The following is a 19,684-nucleotide window of genomic DNA, read 5'->3' on the forward strand; positions in this document are numbered from 1 at the left end:
GACTGAAATTTTTATTTCAGTCCTTATTATTTTTATTTGATTTTTTCTTCTTCGTAATCCCCATTGCTACAAACTACTTGTTTGCCACCACCACGGATTTTTTTCTCCATGAGGAAATTACCGCATTTTGGACAATCACGCCCAACAGGCTTATCCCAAGAAGTAAATTCACATTCTGGATATCGATTGCATCCATAGAAGAGACGATTACGTTTGGTTTTACGTTCGATGATTTGACCTTGATGACAGTTAGGACAAGTTACCCCAATTTCTTTTACAATTGCTTGTGTATGGCGGCAATCTGGGAAGTTACTACATGCGTAGAATTTACCGAAACGTCCAAGCTTAATCACCATTGGACTTCCACAAACTTCACAATTAAATCCAGCAGGTTCATCCTTAATCTGAATTTTTTCCATTTCTTCTTCAGCTTTTGCGACTTCTTTTGAGAAAGGTTTGTAAAATTCATCGATTACTTTCTGCCATTCTTCTTTACCAACTTCGACATCGTCTAGTTTTCTTTCCATTTCAGCGGTAAAAGTTACATTGACAATATCAGGGAAGTACTCGACAATCAATTTGTTAACTACTTCTCCCAACTCAGTAGGTTCGAAACGTTTTGAAGCCAATCTCACATAATAACGCTTTTGGATTGTTTCGATAGTTGGTGCATAAGTTGATGGACGTCCAACTCCATTTTCTTCCAAGGTCTTAATCAAAGTGGCCTCAGAATATCGTGCAGGCGGTTGTGTGAAATGTTGTTCCGGTTTGCTATTGACCTGTTTAACAAGATCTCCCACTTTCATATCTGGCAACATCTTATTCTTATCAGAATCGTTGTAGATCGCCAAATAACCATCAAACTTAACCTGACTACCATTTGCTGCAAATTGAACGCCATTTTGAGAGAGCTTAACCGCCATTGTATCAAAGATAGCACCCGTCATCTGACTCGCTACAAAACGATTCCAGATAAGCGTATAGAGTTTGAGCTGGTCTTTATCCAAGTACTTAGCAATTTTTTCCGGCGTGTTAAAGACACTTGATGGGCGGATAGCTTCATGGGCATCTTGAGCACCAGAAGCATTTTTTACCTTACTTCCATGCTTAGAGTACTTGCTACCAAAACGTTCATTAATATAGCTTGCTGCTTCATTTTGGGCAACTGGACTGATACGAGTTGAGTCCGTACGCATGTATGTAATCAAACCTTGTACACCCGTACCAATATTAATCCCCTCATAGAGCTGTTGGGCAACCATCATGGTCTTACGAGTACGGAAGTTAATCTTATTTGCCGCATCCATCTGCATGGTTGATGTTGTATAAGGAAGCGGAGCGTTACGTTTACGCTCTTTTTTATCTACCTGTTCCACTGTGAAGTCTTTGCTAGTAAGATAAGATAAAACTTCTTTTACCTTTTCATTAGTTGCTAACTTCATCTTCTTCCCATTCATACCATAGAAAGAAGCTTGGAACTGCTTGGTACCTTTTTTAAAGACACCATCAATCGTCCAATATTCTTCTGGTTGGAAGGCATTGATTTCATTTTCGCGATCAATGATTAGCTTTAAAGCAACAGACTGAACACGTCCTGCCGATAAGCCTTTTTTAACTTTTTTCCAAAGAATTGGTGAAATTGAGTACCCTACTAAACGATCCAAAACACGACGGGCTTGTTGGGCATCGACCAAATCCATATTGATTTTACGAGGTTCTTTAAAGGCATTTTTCACTGCATCTTTGGTAATCTCGTTGAAAACAACACGGTTGGTATCATTCTCGTCAAGATCTAAAATATGCGCTAAATGCCATGAAATAGCTTCTCCTTCTCGGTCCGGGTCACTCGCCAGAAAGACTTTATTGGCTTTCTTAGCTTCTTTTTTCAAATCATTGATGAGAGGACCTTTCCCACGAATATTGATGTATTGAGGTTCGTAATTATTTTCCACATCAACTGACATACTGGATTTTTTCAAATCACGAATATGTCCGACGCTGGCTAAAACCTTATAATTACGTCCTAGATATTTTTCAATCGTTTTAGCCTTAGCAGGCGACTCCACGATTACAAGATTTTTTTTACTTGTTGATTTTTTCTTTTTTGTTGCCGTAGCCACAGTATCACACCTTTTCAAAGTAATAAACTTTATAAAGTGTAAACCATTTTTGAGGGACTGTCAAGACTTAACTCCCATAATAAAGAAGAAAAGTTTGATAAATTAAATCTTATTTGATTCTAAAATTCAAATTCTGATAAGACATCTTGTCCACTCGTAATGAGTTTTGCCCCTTCTTGGATTAAATGATGACAACCGTCTGAACGACCGTCTAAAATACTACCGGGTATAGCAAAGACATCTCTACCTTCTTCCATTGCACGTTCACAAGTAATCAAACTTCCTGACCTCATCTTTGCTTCTGCAACAATTACTCCTCTGCATAAGCCAGCTATAATACGATTTCTTGCTGGGAAATGATATTTTAAAGGTTCTTCACCAGGCCCGTATTCGCTTAGGAGCAAATGGTGTTCTCCAATATAATTTTGCAAACGTTTATTTGATTTTGGATAAGAAACATCCAGTCCTGTACCAATAACTGCAATGGTTTTGCCTCCATTTTGTAAAATAGACATATGAGCTGCTGTATCTATTCCTCTGGCTAGACCACTAACGATAACCAATTCATTTTCTAGTCCTTGAATAACTTTTCCTACAGATTTTGTTCCAAGTTGACTACAAGAGCGACTACCTACAACTGCTACTTTCGGTAGCTTTAATAGATTTAAGTCCCCCTTATAAAAGAGCAAGACCGGGGCATCATATATCTCACAAAGATAAAAAGGATAGACGTCATCTAAAATGGAGAATGATGGAAATTTTTCAAAATCCTTTTTTAATTTTTCCATGCTTTCAAAGGTCAATTTATGATAACGCTCCATAAAAACCACTGGATTTCGACACTCTGATGCTTCTGCTATGGTTTCTAAGGTCAATTCTTGATCGTAAACTTCTCCAAATTGAAGCACCTTAAGTACCTGCAGATTTGTTAAACCAGCTTTCTTTAACTTGTAAATTTCAAAATTATCGATTTTAATCTTCATATTGTCTCCTTACTTATCCTACTCATCTATACATTCGTAAAAAAAGAAAAAACTTCCTCAACAAATAATTTTTGTTAAGGAAGTTAATAAAGATATTGATTTATTAATAATCTGGACGAAGGACACCAGTTACAGTTGCTTTAGTCGCTTCATAGTCACCATCGATAACAACTTTGATAATCCGCTTAGCATCTTCTTCAGGTGCAGGCACTAATGGCAATCGAGTCGGACCAGCTGCAAAGCCCATGTAATTGAGAACAGCCTTAACAGGTGCTGGACTTGGATATGAGAAGAGGGCATTAACTTTGGGGATAAATTGTCTTTGAATAGCAGCTGCTTTTTTTATGTCACTTTCAGCTATAGCTATAAACATTTCATGCATCTCATCACCATTTGTATGTGATGCAACTGAGATAACCCCGTCAGCGCCAAGGTTCATAGCATGGAAGGCCTCTCCGTCTTCTCCAGTATAGATCAAGAACTCTTCTGGCTTATGCTCTATCAAGTAGGCCATATTCGCCAGACTAGTACATTCTTTAACACCGATAATATTTGGGTGTTCAGCCAAACGGAGCATGGTTTCAGGAGTTAACTCAACAACTACACGACCTGGAATATTATAGAGGATAATTGGTAAATCCGATGCATCTGCAATAGCTTTAAAGTGTTGGTACATCCCTTCTTGTGATGGTTTATTGTAGTAAGGAACAATTGCTAGTCCCGCTGCAAATCCACCAAATTCAGCTACCTCTTTAACGAACTCAATAGAGTCTCGCGTATCATTAGTACCAATACCAGCAATCAAAGGAACCCGTCCTTTGACTACTTTTTGTACTGCTGCAAAAAGTTCCAGCTCCTCATCGTGGGTAAGAGTCGGGCTTTCAGCAGTTGTCCCTGCTAGTAGAATTCCATCAGTATGATGGGCCAATAAATGTTCAATTAGCTCTGGAATAGCGTCAAAATTGATTGAACCATCGGAATGAAAGGGAGTTATAAAGGCTGTAATAATTTTACATTCTTTTAAATCTTGATAAGACATAGGAAATACCTTTCTCTATATAAGAAAGAGGCTGGGGCATACTTGCCTTTGCCTCCTGTTCTGTTCGTAAAATAAGTAGACTCGCCAGATAGCGAAGGAGAAATCAAACTCTGAGAGTTACTGATTTCTGTTTTGCTCCCTATTTCAATTCAAATTTTAATTCTGCAGTTGGACGAACCAAACCACGTTCATGCAATGTTTCAGCAATCTGAACTGAGTTCCAAGCAGCACCTTTGAGAAGGTTATCAGATACCACCCACATATGAATACCTTTTTCAGCATCCAAATCTTTGCGGATACGACCAACAAAGGTATCACGAGAACCAACAGCATTAATAGCTTGAGGATAAATTTGATTTGCTACGTCATCCTCTAAAACTGCACCTGGGAAGCTTGCGATAGCAGCTTTTACTTCATCGATAGGAGCAACTTCTTTTGTTTCAATGTAAACAGACTCTGAGTGAGCTGATAAAACTGGAATACGCACACAAGTTGCTGAAACAGCAATACTATCGTCTTCCATAATCTTCTTAGTTTCCTTGGTCATCTTCATCTCTTCGTATGTGTAATCATTTTCTGTGAAGAGATCAATTTGAGGTAGAGCGTTAAAAGCAATTGGATAGTGTTTCTTATCGCCACCTGATGGCAAAATTTCCGCATGCAAATCACGTGGATTTACACCATCATTCAAGACTTCACGCAATTCACGTTGTGTCTCAAGAATGGCTCCCATACCTGCACCTGAAACAGCTTGATAAGTTGAAACGATAATACGATCTAAGCCCCATTTTTGACGAACTGGTTCAAGAGCTACCATCATTTGGATAGTTGAACAGTTAGGGCAGGCAATAATACCATTATGAGCGTCAAGCGCGTGAGCATTTACTTCAGGAACAACCAATGGTACATCTGGATTTTGACGGAAGTAAGAAGTATTATCTACTACTACCGCACCAGCTTTTACTGCATAGGGTGCATATTTAGCCGAAGTTGACCCACCAGCTGAGAAAAGAGCGATATCAACGCCTCCAAAGGCTGTTTCAGTTGTTTCCTCAATCGTAACATCTTGATCTTTAAACTTCAAAACTTTTCCTGCTGAACGAGCAGACGCAAGAAAACGAATCTTTTCAATCGGAAGCGAAGATTCTTCCAACATTTTAATCATTTGAGCACCAACGGCACCTGTTGCACCAACTACAGCAACTGTATATCCCATAATGAACCTCTTTCGGAATTTTCTAAAAATTTCTATAATATGAACATTATACTACTTTTTAAGAAAAATGAAAAGTATTTTTTGGACACATTTCTGAAAACTAAAAGAAAAGGTCTGCATTATTCTGCAGACCTCTTTCTATAGAGAAAATTGTTTATATGGTTTATTGAATGCATCTAAAACATCAGATGATGTTTCTGCATATGATTTAGTTTCTGATAAAATTCCTTTAACAATGATTCTTTCAGCGGCATCATAATCCACACAAGTTACTAAAGTAATCTCATCGATACCCTCACGATCCTGAATTTCATCAACACGATCAGGTGTCACACGTTTAACTTCAGTAATTTCATATGAGTACACTTTATCTTTATCAGTTAGATAAATTTTCATTCCCTTTTCAGCACGATCTAAAGGAGAAAAAAGCATATTCTCTGCATTTTTAGTTGAAAAAACGTGGTGACTGGCTAGTGAATAGTTACCTTGTCCCATTACTTGGTCAGGCTTCATAGTACCAGCTCCATAATAGAGATTAATGTTATTTAAACCTTTAAAAATTGGTAGATTAAGCTCTAGCTCAGGAATTGCAATTCCCCCAATAACTGGAAGTTGCTGTGCCTCCCATTGAGCAGCTAACACAGCTTCTGATGAGATAGCTTTTACTGAATTAAAATCGAAATTCCCATCTGCTCCCTCATTTTCTTCAAGTTTCTCTTTCGAAACTTGGCTAACTTGATATTTATTTGTATTCCATATCATAAAGATATTTCTAATTTGTGAGTTAAAAATCAAAGCCAAGGAAATGAGAATGAGGAACGAAGCTAAAATATTGATGAATAAATTTTTACGATTCTTTTTGTTTCTTTTAATTCTTTTACGAGACATTATTCTTCACTTTCTGTTTCGTTTTCTGCCCCAACTTCTTCCTTCTCCGCTGCAGCAACACTTGTAAAGGTCACAATCTTAGCATTATCGTCCAGACGCATGACTTTTACACCCATAGTAGAACGTCCAGTTTGAGAGATATTGGCGACATTGGTACGAATCATGACACCTGTGTCAGTAATAATCATTAGGTCCTCATCGCCTTTAACTGTTAGAAGACCTGCTAGTGGACCATTTTTCTCAACGACGTTAGCAGTTTTCATACCTTTACCAGCACGGCCTTTAGTTGGATACTCCGTAGCAACTGTACGTTTACCATAACCTTTTTCGGTAATGATTAGAACCTCATCTTGGTCAGTAATAACTCTAGCACCGACGACTGTGTCACCTTCACGGAGATTTACTCCTTTAACACCTGTGGCACTACGACTCATACTACGAACGGTCGATTGGTTGAAACGAACTGCATATCCCAATTTAGTACCAATAATGATATCTGTATCTTTTTCAGTCAACAGAACATTGATTAACTCATCATCTTCCTTAAGATTCAAAGCCTTAAGACCATTTTGTCGGATATTTGCAAATTCTTTAACACTGGTTCTCTTAACGATACCAGCTCTTGTAGTAAAGAAGAGATATGCATCATCACTACGTTCTGATTCGACATTAATGATAGTTTGGATGCTTTCACCTTCATCCAGTTTCAATAGGTTTACAACAGGCAATCCTTTAGCTGTACGACCGTATTCAGGAATTTCATACCCCTTAAGTCGGTAGACACGACCTTTATTAGTAAAGAAGAGCAGGTGATCATGAGTGCTGGTCGAAACTAACTCCCTGACAAAGTCATCATCCTTGACTCCAGTTCCCTGAACGCCACGTCCACCACGTTTTTGGGCAGTAAATGCGTCTTGATCTAAACGTTTGATATAACCTTTATTTGATAGAGTAATCAAAACATCTGTCTCTTCGATCAAATCTTCATCTTCGAGAGTCAAGACTTCACCCACCATCAACTCTGTACGACGTTTATCAGCAAATTTGCGCTTCACTTCATCAAGTTCTTCTTTGATAATTTGGGCCACACGTTCTGGTTTTGCAAGAATATCTGCTAAGTCGGCAATCAAAGCAATCAACTCATCATATTCTGATTGAATCTTATCACGTTCCAAACCTGTCAAGCGACGTAGACGCATATCAAGAATAGCTTGACTTTGACGCTCAGAAAGCTTGAACTTGCTCATCAATTCTGCTTGCGCTTCTTGGTCAGTTTCACTTGCACGGATGATACGAATGACTTCGTCAATGTGATCCAAAGCAATCAAGAGACCTTCTAAAATGTGGGCGCGTGCCTCAGCTTTTTCTTTATCAAATTGAGTACGGCGAGTCACAACCTCTTTTTGGTGCTCAATATAAGCATCCAACATTTGACGAAGAGATAAAATCTTTGGAACACCATTTTGGATGGCAAGCATATTAAAACCAAAGCTAGTCTGCATCTGAGTCATCTTGAATAGGTTATTCAAAATAACGTTAGCCGATGCGTCACGTCTAACTTCTATAACAAAGCGGACACCCTCACGGTTAGATTCATCACGAACAGCTGTAATGCCATCGATACGTTTTTCCTGAACTAAGCGCACAATATGCTCATGAACTTTAGTCTTATTAACCATATACGGGAATTCCGTAACAACAATACGCTCACGACCAGTTTTTGTTTCCTCAATTTCAGTACGAGAACGAAGAACAATCGAACCTTTACCAGTTTCATAAGCCTTATGGATACCAGACCTACCCATGACTAGGGCTCCCGTTGGGAAGTCTGGCCCAGGTAAAACTTCCATCAAATCTTTGGTGGTAACTTCTGGATTGTCCATAACCAACTTAACAGCATCAATGGTTTCACCCAAGTTATGTGGCGGAATATTTGTTGCCATACCAACAGCAATACCTGTAGCACCATTAACTAAAAGATTTGGAAAGCGTGCTGGCAGCACCATCGGTTCACGTTCATTGGCATCATAGTTATCAACAAAATCAACAGTATTTTTATTGATATCTCGAAGCATTTCAAGTGCAATTTTGCTCATACGAGCTTCAGTATAACGTTGGGCAGCGGCACCATCACCATCCATAGAACCAAAGTTTCCATGTCCATCAACAAGCATATAGCGATAGCTCCACCATTGAGCCATACGAACCATCGCTTCGTAAATTGAAGAATCGCCATGCGGATGGTATTTACCCATGACATCCCCGGTAATACGAGCAGATTTCTTATGAGGTTTGTCAGGCGTAACTCCCAATTCATTCATACCATATAAAATACGGCGATGAACAGGCTTTAACCCATCTCGGACATCAGGAAGAGCCCGCGATACGATAACACTCATAGCATAATCGATAAAGCTGGTCTTCATCTCCTTGGTCAGATTGACATTCACTAAATTTTTATCTTGCATTAACAAATGCCTCGTTTCACTATTAGTAATTACATATATTATACCATAGTTTAGACTATTTTACAGTCTGGCAACACGTGTAAAACGTTTACATGTTTATCTAGAAGGTATATCCGTGACAAAGCTTAACAAAAGTGATAGAATGAAATCAAATGGGGTACCCCTAAATAAAAAAAAGGAGATGTTTAGACAAATGACAGCAACTAAACAACACAAAAAAGTTATCCTAGTCGGTGACGGTGCCGTAGGTTCATCTTATGCTTTTGCCCTCGTAACACAAGGGATTGCACAAGAACTTGGTATCATTGAAATTCCTCAATTGTTTGAAAAAGCAGTTGGTGATGCTGAAGACCTTAGCCACGCCCTAGCTTTTACTTCACCTAAAAAAATCTATGCAGCTAAGTACGAAGACTGTGCAGATGCGGACCTTGTAGTTATCACTGCTGGTGCTCCACAAAAACCAGGTGAAACTCGTCTTGATCTTGTTGGTAAAAACCTTGCTATCAACAAATCAATCGTTGAACAAGTTGTTGCGTCTGGATTTGACGGTATCTTCCTTGTTGCGGCTAACCCAGTTGACGTCTTGACTTACTCAACATGGAAATTCTCAGGTTTCCCTAAAGAACGTGTTATCGGTTCAGGTACTTCACTTGACTCAGCTCGTTTCCGTCAAGCTCTTGCTGAAACAATCGGTGTTGATGCACGTTCAGTTCACGCCTACATCATGGGTGAACACGGTGACTCAGAGTTTGCCGTTTGGTCACACGCTAACGTTGCCGGTGTTAAATTGGAACAATGGTTGCAAGCAAACCGTGACTTGAACGAAGCTGACCTTGTAGATCTCTTCATCTCTGTACGTGATGCTGCTTACTCAATCATCAACAAGAAAGGTGCTACTTACTATGGTATCGCCGTTGCCCTTGCTCGTATTACTCGTGCCATTCTTGATGATGAAAATGCAGTACTTCCACTTTCAGTATTCCAAGAAGGTCAATACGGTGTTGAAAACGTCTTTATCGGTCAACCTGCTATCGTTGGTGCACACGGTATCGTACGTCCAGTTAACATCCCATTGAACGATGCTGAAACACAAAAAATGCAAGCGTCTGCAAAAGAATTGCAAGAAATTATTAACGAAGCATGGAAAAACCCAGAATTCCAAGCAGCTTCTAAAAACTAATTAAGTCATTAAAAAACTGTCTAGACAAATAGTCTAGGCAGTTTTTGTTTTGCTATTTTATTCCATTTCAGAAAATGCTTTTTCTGCATCAGCATTACTAATGGCTCCAAGCTGGATTTTCCCAATTTTTCCTTGAGAATCAATTAAGAATTCTGTAGGAATACTTCTAATTTGATAGGCTTGGAAAGTTGCTCCTTGCGTATCATACAAGACTGGTATGTCCTTATATCCTTGTTCTTGATACCATTTCGGAAATTGCTCGACAGATTTTTCGCCTTGTAAACCTGGTGCTATAACAGTTAGAATCTCAAAATCACGATCTTCTTTAGCAGCAAGTTCCATTAATTCTGGCATACTTTTACGGCAAGGACCACACCAAGATGCCCAGAATTTAAGATAGACTTTTTTACCTCTGTAGTCAGACAATTTTACTTCTTTACCATCCATGGATTGCAAGGTAAAGTCTGGTGCTTCTTGCCCTACAGCTACTTGCTGTATAGTTGTTTGTGTCTTACTTGTTTGCTGCTTACTTTGAGTCTGGCTTTGAGACTCTTTATTTTCTTTACTTTGCTCATTGCCACAAGCTATCAAAAGAAAAATAGACAAGAAACTAATTGCTATATATGCTAATTTTTTCATATTAAACTCCTTTAACCAAATATACCAGATAAACTATTTAACTGTCCTAACATTAATAGAATTCCCATCAGTATGATAAGAAAACCTCCAATTTTCTTAAGTAAGATTAAACGAGGTTTGATTTTACTGAAATAGGGCATGACGAAACCGGAAGCCAAGGCTAATATTAAAAATGGTAATGACATCCCTAGAGTATAAACTAAAGTCAAAATAGCGCCTTGAAGAGCTCCATTTCCTCCTGATGCCGCAAGAGCAAGAACTGAACTTAAAACTGGACCAATACAAGGTGTCCATCCAAAGCTAAAAGTTATACCAAGTAGAAAGGCTGACAAATAACGATTTGACTGTTTTCTGTTAACATTAAAACTTTTTTGAACCTCTAACTTTTTAAAATGAACTACTTCCATCTGATGTAATCCTAATATGATAATGATAGCTCCCATAGCATAACGGAACCAATCAGTATAGAGTAAATTACCTAAGAAACCAGCTCCAAATCCTAAAATAAAGAATATCACTGAGATACCAGCAATAAAGGATAGTGTACTAATTAGACCAGACCAAGCAACATCTCTTCCAAAAAAGCGAAATGTTTTTGATTGGCTATCATTATCTAATAGTATACCTGTATAGACTGGTAATAAAGGGAATATACACGGCGAGAAGAACGATAACACACCTGCTAAAAAAACAGATACAAAAAATAAAATACTTTCCAATTGAATACCTTCTTTCTTATGAATCATCTTATATTCTACTACAAATAATATAATAATTCTTGATTTTGCTACGCTACTTTTTTAGAAAAAAATAAAAAGGAGACATGCTCCTTTTTCATGTATTAGTAAGTACCTTCTTCACCTTGACTAGTTAAGATAACCGGACCATCTTTTGTAATAACGAATTGGTGCTCATACTGGCATGATAGACCACCGTCAATCGTTTTATGAGCCCAACCTGTTTTCATATCTGTATCGATTTCCCAATCACCTGTATTGATCATAGGCTCAATTGTTAAAACCATTCCCTCTCGAAGTCTAAGACCACGTCCAGCGACGCCATAGTTTGGTACCATTGGTTCTTCGTGCATTGTTGGACCAACACCATGCCCAACGAGGTCACGAACAACTCCGTAACCACGACTTTCAGCGTATTCTTGAATCGCCGCTCCGATATCACCAATACGATTGCCTACAACTGCTTTTTCAATACCTTTGTACATAGCTTCTTTGGTAACATCCATAAGGTTTTTAACCTTTTCAGAAGGTGTACCTACAGCATAGGCCCAACAAGAATCAGCCAAGCCACCAGTAAAGTTTTGAGTATATTTTTTTACTTGCTGGACATTATTAAAGTTTAACTTAGAGACATCAAGGTCACTCTTAGAAATTGGTCCTCCCAAGACCATATCAACCTTAAGCAAATCACCTTCTTTAAGGATGTAATGTCTAGGAAAAGCATGTGCAACCTCATCATTAAGAGAACAACAGGTAGCATATGGATAATCCATAATAGCACCATCTACACCGATTTGTAATGGCAGAAAGTTCTCCTCTTTACAACGACGACGAACATACTCCTCAACTTCCCACATATCGACGCCAGGCTTGATTAAATCACGCAAGCCGATATGAATACTGGCAAGAAAATCACCAGCCTTATCCATTGCTTCGATTTCTCTTGCTGATTTTAAAGTAATCATGTTTTCTCCTACATTCTAGTTAATTTTTACTGTTACATTAGCTTTTGCTACTATTTGTTGATTCAAATAAAGGTCATAATCAATAATGGCAGAACGTCTAGTGTGATGGATAATTCTGGCCTGAATACGTAAAACATCATCAATCTGAACAGCATGCAAGAAATAGATAAGCATTTGTTCAATGATCAGATTTCTTCCACTATTAACAACTAAGTTTTGAGTCATCAAAGTCAAAATTTCTGACAGCACTCCATTAGCAAGAACACCATTTTTATCCAACATGAATGGTTCTACAGTAATGACCACTTCATCATGATGGTAGGACAATTTTTGACCAATCTGCTCTGAAAATGTTGGTAAGGCTGAAATTTGAGAACGACTCATCTTATCCATAACATCTCTTCGAGTAACAACACCAAGTAGTGTATGATTACTACGAACTACAGGAACCATTTCAAAATCTTCTGCAATCATGCGTTGACTAATGTTTGCAATATTCGTAGAAAGACCTGTCATATAAACGGTTCGAGTCATAGTCTTGTCAAGAGTTGTTCCAGGCGACTGATCTGCTGCATCACGCATAGTCATAACCCCAACCACGACTTGATCTTTATTCACCACTGGGAATCGGCTACTTCTGTTCTTACGAACAAGATCTAAATAATCTTTAACGGTATCAGTCTCATGTAGATAACCATACTCATGAGAAGTTCGGTAAATTTTTTCGACTGTTAAAATATCTGTTTTTATCTGAACATTAGACAAAGCACGGTTGATCATCGTCGCGATTGTAAAGGTATCATGTTTACTGCGCAAAACAGGTATATTCTTTTTATTGGCTAACTTGAGTACATTTTCATTTATCTCAAATCCACCCGTAACCAAAACGGCATTCTCATTTTCAAGTGCTAACATTTGAATTTGAGTTCGGTCCCCGACAATCAAAAGGCCTCCATCATGAAGATAGGAAAGAATGTTATCTTCAGTCATAGCACCAATAGAAAATTTACTAAATTCTCTATCTAATCCATCCCGACCAGCCATCACATCAGAACCCGTAACCTCTGCAATTTCAGCATAAGTTAGTCTTTCAATTGAAACTTTTTGAGATTTAATACGTATCGTTCCACTACGGGGACGTGTCTCTACCAAGCCTCTATTTTCAGCCTCTTTAATTGCTCGATAAGCCGTTCCATCACTTACCCCTAAGTGATTAGATATACTACGAACACTTACACGTTTTCCAACCGGTAATTCTTCTAGATAAGATAAAATTTCCTGATGTTTACTCACTTAGTTCTCCTTTTGCATAACGAAATTCAAGATAATCTCTCATCTTACGGCTATATCGATCACTTCCTTTAAAACGTCGGTAGAGTTTAAAACCAGATTTTTGAGCGACTTTCTGACTAGCACTATTTTCTAAATGCGTTATAATAGATAGTTGTTTTAAACCAAGCTCTTCTATTGATAAATCACGTATATTCGTTACCACTTCAGTCATATAACCTTGTGACCAGTACTCTTTTTTTAAAAAATATCCTAGTTCAGCTTCTCTTTTTATCTCATCAATTTTTTCAAACTTGATAGAACCGATCATTTTTTCTTGCTTTTTATCACAAATCGCCCAAATACCTAGAGGAGATTTCATAAAATAATTAGCAAGGGCATATTGACTTTCTTCAATACTAGCTTGGGCTGGAAAAATAAATTGAAGATTCTCAGAATCTGATGCTATGTTGTGAAAATCATAAACATCGGTAAAAAAGAAGGGACGGAGGATTAATCGTTCCGTCTCATAAAAAGAAAACATAGCTAGTTTTGTCCAGATATTCATTTTAATTCTCTAATACTAGTCCTCGATTAGTTCAATATCTGCTCCAAGATTACGTAATTTATCAATAATATTTGAGTAGCCTCTTAAAATAAACTCAACATTTGTAATTTCTGTTCTACCCTCTGCCATTAGTCCAGCAATCACTAAAGCAGCTCCAGCACGTAGGTCTGTAGCTTTTACGCTCGCTCCATGCAATTGATTGCCACCCTTGTAAAGGATATGATCATTTGTTGTTGAGATATCAGCATTCATCTTAGCCAACTCAAAAACATGGTTTACACGTTTTTCATAAATTGTATCAATTAGCTTACCACGACCTTCGGCTTTCAACAACAAAGGTGTGATAGGTTGTTGAAGATCCGTAGCAAATCCTGGATATGGGGCTGTTTTAATATTTACCGCCTTCAAGTTCTTTTGCTCTTCAACAAAAATACTATCTTCAGAAACGGTCATTCGCACTCCCATCTCTTCTAATTTGGCGATAAAACCTTCCAAGTGCTCATAAAGAACATTATTGATTTGAATTCCTTGACCTACCGCGGCGGCTAATGAGATATATGTTCCGGCTTCAATACGGTCTGGGATTACCTGATGGCGTGTCCCATGAAGACGTTCAACACCTTCAATAGTTATAATATCAGTTCCTGCACCACGAATATGAGCTCCCATATTATTAAGCAAGGTAGCTACATCGATAATCTCAGGTTCACGTGCGGCATTTTCAATAACTGTGCGACCATCAGCTTTGACTGCAGCCAACAGAGTATTGATAGTAGCCCCAACACTTACAGTATCCATGTATATATGAGCTCCATGAAGACGTTCACCTTGAGTTGAGAGATTCATATTATCTCCCTCATAGGTCGTTTTAGCTCCCATAGCTTCAAATGCTTTTAGATGCAAGTCAATCGGACGTGGTCCAAGATCACAACCACCAGGTAAACCAACGGTTGCTTCTCCGAATCGTCCTAAAAGACTACCATAGAAATAATACGATGCTCGAAGACTATTAATCTTTCCATATGGCATTGGTTTATTTTGAACCCCACGCGGATCGATTTCTACTACATCTTCATAACGCTTTACACTAGCTCCCATGATTTCCATAATATCGATAAGACTAGCCACATCAGAGATATCAGGAACACAATCCAAGATTACAACATCATCAGCTAAGATAATAGCTGGAATTAGGGCTACTACACTATTTTTAGCACCACTAATAGTTATTTCACCTTTTAATGGACGTCCTCCATTAATGATAATTTTTTTCATTATATACTCTTTCACAAATTATTAACAAGGTCTCACCCTACATTATACCATAAATCTGATATTTTAGCCATTACTATAGAAGAATTAAGATACTTAAAAATAAATAATAACCTTGGATTTTTATAATGTTGAGACAAAAAGTATTTTTTTAATAATACATAAAAAAGCTTCCCGAAAATATCGGAAAGCTTTATTTAATGGTATATAGAGCGATTATTTTGCGATTGGGTAAACAGAAACTTGTTTCTTATCGCGACCTTTACGTTCGAAACGTACTACGCCTTCAACTTTAGCGAACAAAGTATCGTCTCCACCACGTCCAACGTTTACACCTGGATAGATGTGTGTACCACGTTGACGGTAAAGGATTGATCCACCTGTTACAGTTTGTCCATCAGCTGCTTTAGCGCCAAGACGTTTAGCTTGTGAATCACGTCCGTTTGATGTAGAACCTCCACCTTTTTTGTGGGCGAAAAGTTGCAAGTTGTTAAGAGTCATTTTTAACATAATGTTTTCCTCCGTGTTAGTTTTCTGTGATAACTCTGGTTTGGACGAACTCAGAAGAGTTCTCCGATAAGTTTGCCATACCTAAGAAAAATGATTCAAAGAATAACTGAGTCATTTCTCTCTGGTGTGAAGGAAGATCTTTTGGAATTTCAACCATCAGATAGCCACCTTCATCTTCGTTTAATTCTAAGATTGGTTCATAGCCTGCAAATTTTTCAATTGAATTGATAAAGTTAATGGCAAGCGTAGAAACCGATGCACACACGACATCTAAGCCGTATTCGCCACTCTCGGCGTGTCCAGTAATCTCCGCACTCCTCAGCTCGCCATCTTCGGCTCTCTCAAAGACTGCTTGTATCATGCGTTCTCCTTAAAATTAAGCGTTGATTGCGTTGATGACAACTTTAGTATATGGTTGACGGTGACCTTGTTTGCGGTGGCTACCTTTTTTAGGTTTGTACTTGTAAGTAACAACTTTCTTTTGTTTTCCTTGTTTTTCAACAGTTCCAACTACAGTAGCTCCAGCAACAAGTGGAGTTCCGACAACAGTGTTTTCACCACCAACAAGAACAACTTCGTTAAAAGTAACTTCTTGACCAGCTTCAACGTTCAATTTTTCAACGTAAACTGCTTGACCAACTTCAACTTTAACTTGTTTTCCGCCAGTTTTGATAATTGCGTATGTGCTCATTATGCACCTCCTATGATTTTTTGGGGTTCCCCCGTAATTTTTGTGAAGACTCGCCTAGCATCGTGGGACGAACCACTTAAACTTGAAGATTCAAGTTACGATGTTCGTGCGGTTGCACAGGAATGTGCATAGTCAACTCTACAAGTATAGCATGATTCTATATTTTTGACAAGTATTTGTCATTAAAATTCAAGCTATTTCTTTATTTTTTTCCTGAAATTTAGCAAAAAGCATACTAGCATAAAAAATACACATCATTATCGGAATTCCTAAAATCGTCTTTTCTTCATAAAAGATGGTTAAATAGGCTGACACGACTGCACCAAGGACAAAACTAGCCAGGAGAGTAACAAATATGATTCCTTCCCGTAAATAAGGAGTATGTTTGGTACGTATATAATCGCCAAAGGCAAGCATAGTTCGTTTTATATTTCCTGTCATAAAAGCATTGTTATAAGCAATTCCTGAAACTTCTCCAAAAGCTGTTGTTACAAGCCCCATACAAAAGGCTAATGGTGGAACAATAAAGTGATTGTCAACCGTTAAAGGAACAAATCCGATAATTAAAGACAAAAGCGCCAAAGGAACAAGGGATAAGATTGGTTTTTTTACAATTTTCAGTTTTTCCTTGTAAATAGTTAGTAGAAATACTCCCAACATAAAGGACAAAAGTGTTAAAACTTTTTCTTCTACGTCTGCTACATTCTCTTGCACTAATCCTACAGATAAAAAGACAACATTACCTGTCTGTCCCGCAACTAAGGTATTTCCTCTTTCGATAAAGGTATAGGCATCAACATAGCCTGCACAGAAAGTCAAAAAAAGCGCCAATCGTTTTGAATGACGAGAAATTTTTCTCATAGGTAATAATCTCATACTAAACTCCTTTTTTGTTATAAAAGACTATTGTATCATTTTTTAATAAAATTTCGAAGCATCAAAATTAAGAATTATCTTGCTTTGGCTACTTCTTCTTTTCTATGATATAATGAATACAATCAAATCAAGGAATAAGGAGAGTCTATGCTAAAACTTGGGATTATCGGAACTAGTGCTATAAGTCATCATTTTATAGAGGTTGCTCATGCTAGTGGAGAGTATCAGTTAGTCGCAGTCTACTCTAGAAAACTAGAAACTGCTGAAAATTTTGCTTGTATCTACAACAATGTTGACTTATTTGATCAGATGGATGCTTTTTTAGCAAGCTCCTTTGATGTCATCTATATTGCAAGTCCAAATTCTTTGCACTACTCTCAAGCTAAGGCTGCTTTACTTTCTGGTAAACACGTCATCCTTGAAAAACCAGCTGTTACTCAACCGCATGAATGGCAGGATTTGGTTCAAACTGCTAAGGAGCATCAATGTTTTATCTTCGAAGCGGCACGTAACTACCACGAAGATGCTTTCGCTACAATTAAGAACTTTCTTGCAAACAAACAAATTCTTGGTGCAGATTTTAACTATGCCAAATACTCTTCTAAAATGCCTAACCTCCTTACTGGCGATACTCCTAATGTTTTCTCAGATCGTTTTGCTGGCGGTGCACTTATGGATTTAGGAATTTATCCTCTCTACGCATCGATTCGCTTATTTGGAAAACCACTTGATGCCAACTATGTAGCCCAACAACTTGAAAACTCTATTGATTTAAATGGAGACGGCATTCTTTCCTATACTGACTATCAAGTACATATCAAAGCAGGAAAAAATATCACTTCTAATCTTCCTTGTGAGATTTATACAACTGACGGAACATTGGCTCTCAATACAATCGAGCATATTCAATCAGCTATTTTTACAGACCATAAAGGAAATGAACTTCAACTTCCTATCCAACAAGCTCCTCATACGATGACTGAGGAAGTTGCTGCATTTGCAAACATGATCAAGCAACCAGAGCAAACTCTCTACCAATCGTGGATTGAAGATACAACACATGTCCACGACCTACTTTACGCTATGCGCCAGGATGCTGGCATTAGATTTGAGGCAGAAAAATGAAAACCAAACTACCTACCGAATGGCAAGAATTGATTGATCAACTGGGATTCCAAGAATTTACTCCCATTCAAATTCAACTTTTTGAACCTATAACAGAAGGGGAAAACCTACTTGGAGTCAGTCCTACCGGAACAGGTAAGACCTTAGCCTATCTCCTACCTAGTTTACTTAAACTCCAAAAGAAAAAAGCCCAACAACTATTGATCTTGGCACCTAATACCGAACTTGCTGGACAAATTTTTGATGTAACTAAAACTTGGGGTGAGGCCATTGGCTTAACAGCTCAGCTATTTTTATCAGGTTCGAGCCAAAAACGCCAAATTGAGCGTCTGAAAAAAGGGCCAGAAATTTTAATTGGAACACCTGGTCGTATCTTTGAACTCATCAAATTGAAAAAAATCAAGATGATGAACGTAGAGACTATCATTCTTGATGAATTCGATCAACTCCTTGATGATTCTCAAATTCATTTTGTTGAAAAAATTACCAACTATGCACCTCGTGACCATCAACTTATTTACATGAGTGCCACTACCAAATTTGACCAAGATAAGATTGCACCTAACACTCGTATCATTGATCTATCAGACCAAAAGTTAGACAATATTCAACACTTCTACATGCAAGTGGACCAACGCCATCGAGTAGATATGCTTCGTAAACTCGCCCATGTAGAAGATTTCCGTGGATTGGTCTTCTTTAATAGCTTGTCAGACCTTGGAAGCGCTGAGGAAAAATTACAATATCGCGATGTTTTAGCTGTTTCACTTGCGAGCGATGTCAACGTTAAATTTAGAAAAGTTATCCTAGAAAAATTCAAAGATAATCAACTTACCCTACTTCTTGCGACAGACCTTCTAGCACGTGGTATTGACATTGATAACTTGGAATGCGTGATTAACTTTGATGTCCCTAGAGACACGGAAACTTACACTCACCGTGCGGGTCGTACAGGACGCATGGGTAAAGATGGCTATGTCATCACCCTTGTAACCCATCCAGAAGAACTTAAAAAACTTAAGAAATTTGCAAGCGTACGTGAAATCGTCCTAAAAAATCAGGAACTGTATATCAAATGAGAGTGGGACAGAAATCGGCAATTCGTTAGAATTCGATTTCGTCGTCCCACCTCCGCACA

The 19,684-nt window shown here is 38.1% G+C and carries 19 protein-coding genes and 1 other annotated feature; of the genes, 3 read left to right on the forward strand and 16 right to left on the reverse strand.

Annotated features, from left to right (window positions below; translation table 11 throughout):
- Window positions 1-32: 32 nt before the first annotated feature.
- From topA to gyrA, 6 genes are all read right to left on the reverse strand, one after another.
- Window positions 33-2,120 carry a type I DNA topoisomerase gene (gene topA, locus QM847_RS01410; protein WP_414353370.1) on the reverse strand — a complete coding sequence of 696 codons (2,088 nt, stop codon included), beginning with the start codon at window positions 2,118-2,120 and terminating at the stop codon, window positions 33-35.
- 119 nt (window positions 2,121-2,239) lie between these two features.
- Window positions 2,240-3,103: a DNA-processing protein DprA gene (gene dprA, locus QM847_RS01415; protein ID WP_414353371.1), complete on the reverse strand. Its 864-nt coding sequence runs from the start codon at window positions 3,101-3,103 to the stop codon at window positions 2,240-2,242.
- Between the two features lie 103 nt (window positions 3,104-3,206).
- A complete protein-coding gene (gene dapA / locus QM847_RS01420) occupies window positions 3,207-4,142 on the reverse strand; it encodes a 4-hydroxy-tetrahydrodipicolinate synthase (RefSeq protein WP_414353372.1) in 936 nt (311 codons plus the stop codon).
- A gap of 139 nt (window positions 4,143-4,281) precedes the next feature.
- Window positions 4,282-5,358 (reverse strand): aspartate-semialdehyde dehydrogenase, encoded by a 1,077-nt coding sequence (locus QM847_RS01425; protein WP_414353373.1) that lies wholly within the window; start codon window positions 5,356-5,358, stop codon window positions 4,282-4,284.
- A 138-nt stretch (window positions 5,359-5,496) separates the two neighbouring features.
- On the reverse strand, window positions 5,497-6,246 hold the full coding sequence (locus tag QM847_RS01430; protein ID WP_269797800.1) for a class A sortase: 750 nt from the start codon (window positions 6,244-6,246) through the stop codon (window positions 5,497-5,499).
- Window positions 6,246-8,714: a DNA gyrase subunit A gene (gene gyrA, locus QM847_RS01435; protein ID WP_269797801.1), complete on the reverse strand. Its 2,469-nt coding sequence runs from the start codon at window positions 8,712-8,714 to the stop codon at window positions 6,246-6,248. The genes QM847_RS01430 and gyrA overlap by 1 nt, the downstream gene beginning before the upstream one ends.
- Window positions 8,715-8,907: 193 nt before the next feature.
- On the opposite strand from gyrA, the gene QM847_RS01440 reads away from it, so the two are divergent.
- Window positions 8,908-9,894, forward strand: a complete 987-nt coding sequence (locus QM847_RS01440; protein WP_414353374.1) for an L-lactate dehydrogenase — start codon at window positions 8,908-8,910, stop codon at window positions 9,892-9,894.
- Between the two features lie 57 nt (window positions 9,895-9,951).
- Here QM847_RS01440 and QM847_RS01445 read toward each other — a convergent pair whose 3' ends face one another.
- The 10 genes from QM847_RS01445 to QM847_RS01490 all read right to left on the reverse strand — a co-directional run bounded on the left by QM847_RS01445 (window position 9,952) and on the right by QM847_RS01490 (window position 17,421).
- The gene (locus QM847_RS01445) at window positions 9,952-10,533 is read right to left on the reverse strand and encodes a TlpA family protein disulfide reductase (RefSeq protein WP_414353375.1); all 582 of its coding nucleotides are present in this window, start codon (window positions 10,531-10,533) and stop codon (window positions 9,952-9,954) included.
- An 11-nt stretch (window positions 10,534-10,544) separates the two neighbouring features.
- A complete protein-coding gene (ccdA2, locus tag QM847_RS01450; RefSeq protein ID WP_414353756.1) occupies window positions 10,545-11,252 on the reverse strand; it encodes a thiol-disulfide oxidoreductase-associated membrane protein CcdA2 in 708 nt (235 codons plus the stop codon).
- Between the two features lie 122 nt (window positions 11,253-11,374).
- Entirely contained in the window at window positions 11,375-12,235 is an 861-nt protein-coding gene (locus tag QM847_RS01455) for a methionyl aminopeptidase (protein WP_414353376.1), read from the reverse strand.
- Between the two features lie 15 nt (window positions 12,236-12,250).
- On the reverse strand, window positions 12,251-13,528 hold the full coding sequence (gene spxR / locus QM847_RS01460) for a CBS-HotDog domain-containing transcription factor SpxR (protein ID WP_414353377.1): 1,278 nt from the start codon (window positions 13,526-13,528) through the stop codon (window positions 12,251-12,253).
- A complete protein-coding gene (locus tag QM847_RS01465; RefSeq protein WP_414353378.1) occupies window positions 13,521-14,072 on the reverse strand; it encodes a GNAT family N-acetyltransferase in 552 nt (183 codons plus the stop codon). The genes spxR and QM847_RS01465 overlap by 8 nt, the downstream gene beginning before the upstream one ends.
- 15 nt (window positions 14,073-14,087) lie before the next feature.
- On the reverse strand, window positions 14,088-15,347 hold the full coding sequence (locus QM847_RS01470) for a UDP-N-acetylglucosamine 1-carboxyvinyltransferase (RefSeq protein ID WP_414353379.1): 1,260 nt from the start codon (window positions 15,345-15,347) through the stop codon (window positions 14,088-14,090).
- 213 nt (window positions 15,348-15,560) lie between these two features.
- Window positions 15,561-15,854: a 50S ribosomal protein L27 gene (rpmA, locus tag QM847_RS01475; protein ID WP_000916509.1), complete on the reverse strand. Its 294-nt coding sequence runs from the start codon at window positions 15,852-15,854 to the stop codon at window positions 15,561-15,563.
- A 16-nt stretch (window positions 15,855-15,870) separates the two neighbouring features.
- Window positions 15,871-16,215: a ribosomal-processing cysteine protease Prp gene (locus QM847_RS01480; RefSeq protein ID WP_000613699.1), complete on the reverse strand. Its 345-nt coding sequence runs from the start codon at window positions 16,213-16,215 to the stop codon at window positions 15,871-15,873.
- Window positions 16,216-16,230: 15 nt separating this feature from the next.
- Entirely contained in the window at window positions 16,231-16,545 is a 315-nt protein-coding gene (rplU, locus tag QM847_RS01485; protein WP_000109141.1) for a 50S ribosomal protein L21, read from the reverse strand.
- Between the two features lie 36 nt (window positions 16,546-16,581).
- Window positions 16,582-16,669, reverse strand: a sequence feature (ribosomal protein L21 leader region).
- A 65-nt stretch (window positions 16,670-16,734) separates the two neighbouring features.
- On the reverse strand, window positions 16,735-17,421 hold the full coding sequence (locus QM847_RS01490; protein ID WP_269797807.1) for a YoaK family protein: 687 nt from the start codon (window positions 17,419-17,421) through the stop codon (window positions 16,735-16,737).
- A 147-nt stretch (window positions 17,422-17,568) separates the two neighbouring features.
- Between QM847_RS01490 and QM847_RS01495 the strand changes: the two genes are divergently transcribed.
- Both QM847_RS01495 and QM847_RS01500 read left to right on the forward strand, forming a co-directional pair.
- A complete protein-coding gene (locus tag QM847_RS01495; protein WP_414353380.1) occupies window positions 17,569-18,546 on the forward strand; it encodes a Gfo/Idh/MocA family protein in 978 nt (325 codons plus the stop codon).
- Window positions 18,543-19,625, forward strand: a complete 1,083-nt coding sequence (locus QM847_RS01500; RefSeq protein ID WP_414353381.1) for a DEAD/DEAH box helicase — start codon at window positions 18,543-18,545, stop codon at window positions 19,623-19,625. The genes QM847_RS01495 and QM847_RS01500 overlap by 4 nt, the downstream gene beginning before the upstream one ends.
- The last annotated feature ends 59 nt before the right edge of the window (window positions 19,626-19,684 follow it).

This window comes from Streptococcus timonensis, from assembly GCF_047463455.1.
Classification (GTDB): domain Bacteria; phylum Bacillota; class Bacilli; order Lactobacillales; family Streptococcaceae; genus Streptococcus; species Streptococcus timonensis_B.

Coding starts and splice junctions, on each gene's coding strand:
- dprA (WP_414353371.1), bottom strand. CDS start 3,103: ATGAAGATTAAAATCGATAATTTTGAAATTTACAAGTTAAAGAAAGCT.
- dapA (WP_414353372.1), bottom strand. CDS start 4,142: ATGTCTTATCAAGATTTAAAAGAATGTAAAATTATTACAGCCTTTATA.
- QM847_RS01425 (WP_414353373.1), bottom strand. CDS start 5,358: ATGGGATATACAGTTGCTGTAGTTGGTGCAACAGGTGCCGTTGGTGCT.
- QM847_RS01430 (WP_269797800.1), bottom strand. CDS start 6,246: ATGTCTCGTAAAAGAATTAAAAGAAACAAAAAGAATCGTAAAAATTTA.
- gyrA (WP_269797801.1), bottom strand. CDS start 8,714: ATGCAAGATAAAAATTTAGTGAATGTCAATCTGACCAAGGAGATGAAG.
- QM847_RS01440 (WP_414353374.1), top strand. CDS start 8,908: ATGACAGCAACTAAACAACACAAAAAAGTTATCCTAGTCGGTGACGGT.
- QM847_RS01445 (WP_414353375.1), bottom strand. CDS start 10,533: ATGAAAAAATTAGCATATATAGCAATTAGTTTCTTGTCTATTTTTCTT.
- QM847_RS01455 (WP_414353376.1), bottom strand. CDS start 12,235: ATGATTACTTTAAAATCAGCAAGAGAAATCGAAGCAATGGATAAGGCT.
- QM847_RS01465 (WP_414353378.1), bottom strand. CDS start 14,072: ATGAATATCTGGACAAAACTAGCTATGTTTTCTTTTTATGAGACGGAA.
- QM847_RS01470 (WP_414353379.1), bottom strand. CDS start 15,347: ATGAAAAAAATTATCATTAATGGAGGACGTCCATTAAAAGGTGAAATA.
- rpmA (WP_000916509.1), bottom strand. CDS start 15,854: ATGTTAAAAATGACTCTTAACAACTTGCAACTTTTCGCCCACAAAAAA.
- QM847_RS01480 (WP_000613699.1), bottom strand. CDS start 16,215: ATGATACAAGCAGTCTTTGAGAGAGCCGAAGATGGCGAGCTGAGGAGT.
- rplU (WP_000109141.1), bottom strand. CDS start 16,545: ATGAGCACATACGCAATTATCAAAACTGGCGGAAAACAAGTTAAAGTT.
- QM847_RS01490 (WP_269797807.1), bottom strand. CDS start 17,421: ATGAGATTATTACCTATGAGAAAAATTTCTCGTCATTCAAAACGATTG.
- QM847_RS01495 (WP_414353380.1), top strand. CDS start 17,569: ATGCTAAAACTTGGGATTATCGGAACTAGTGCTATAAGTCATCATTTT.
- QM847_RS01500 (WP_414353381.1), top strand. CDS start 18,543: ATGAAAACCAAACTACCTACCGAATGGCAAGAATTGATTGATCAACTG.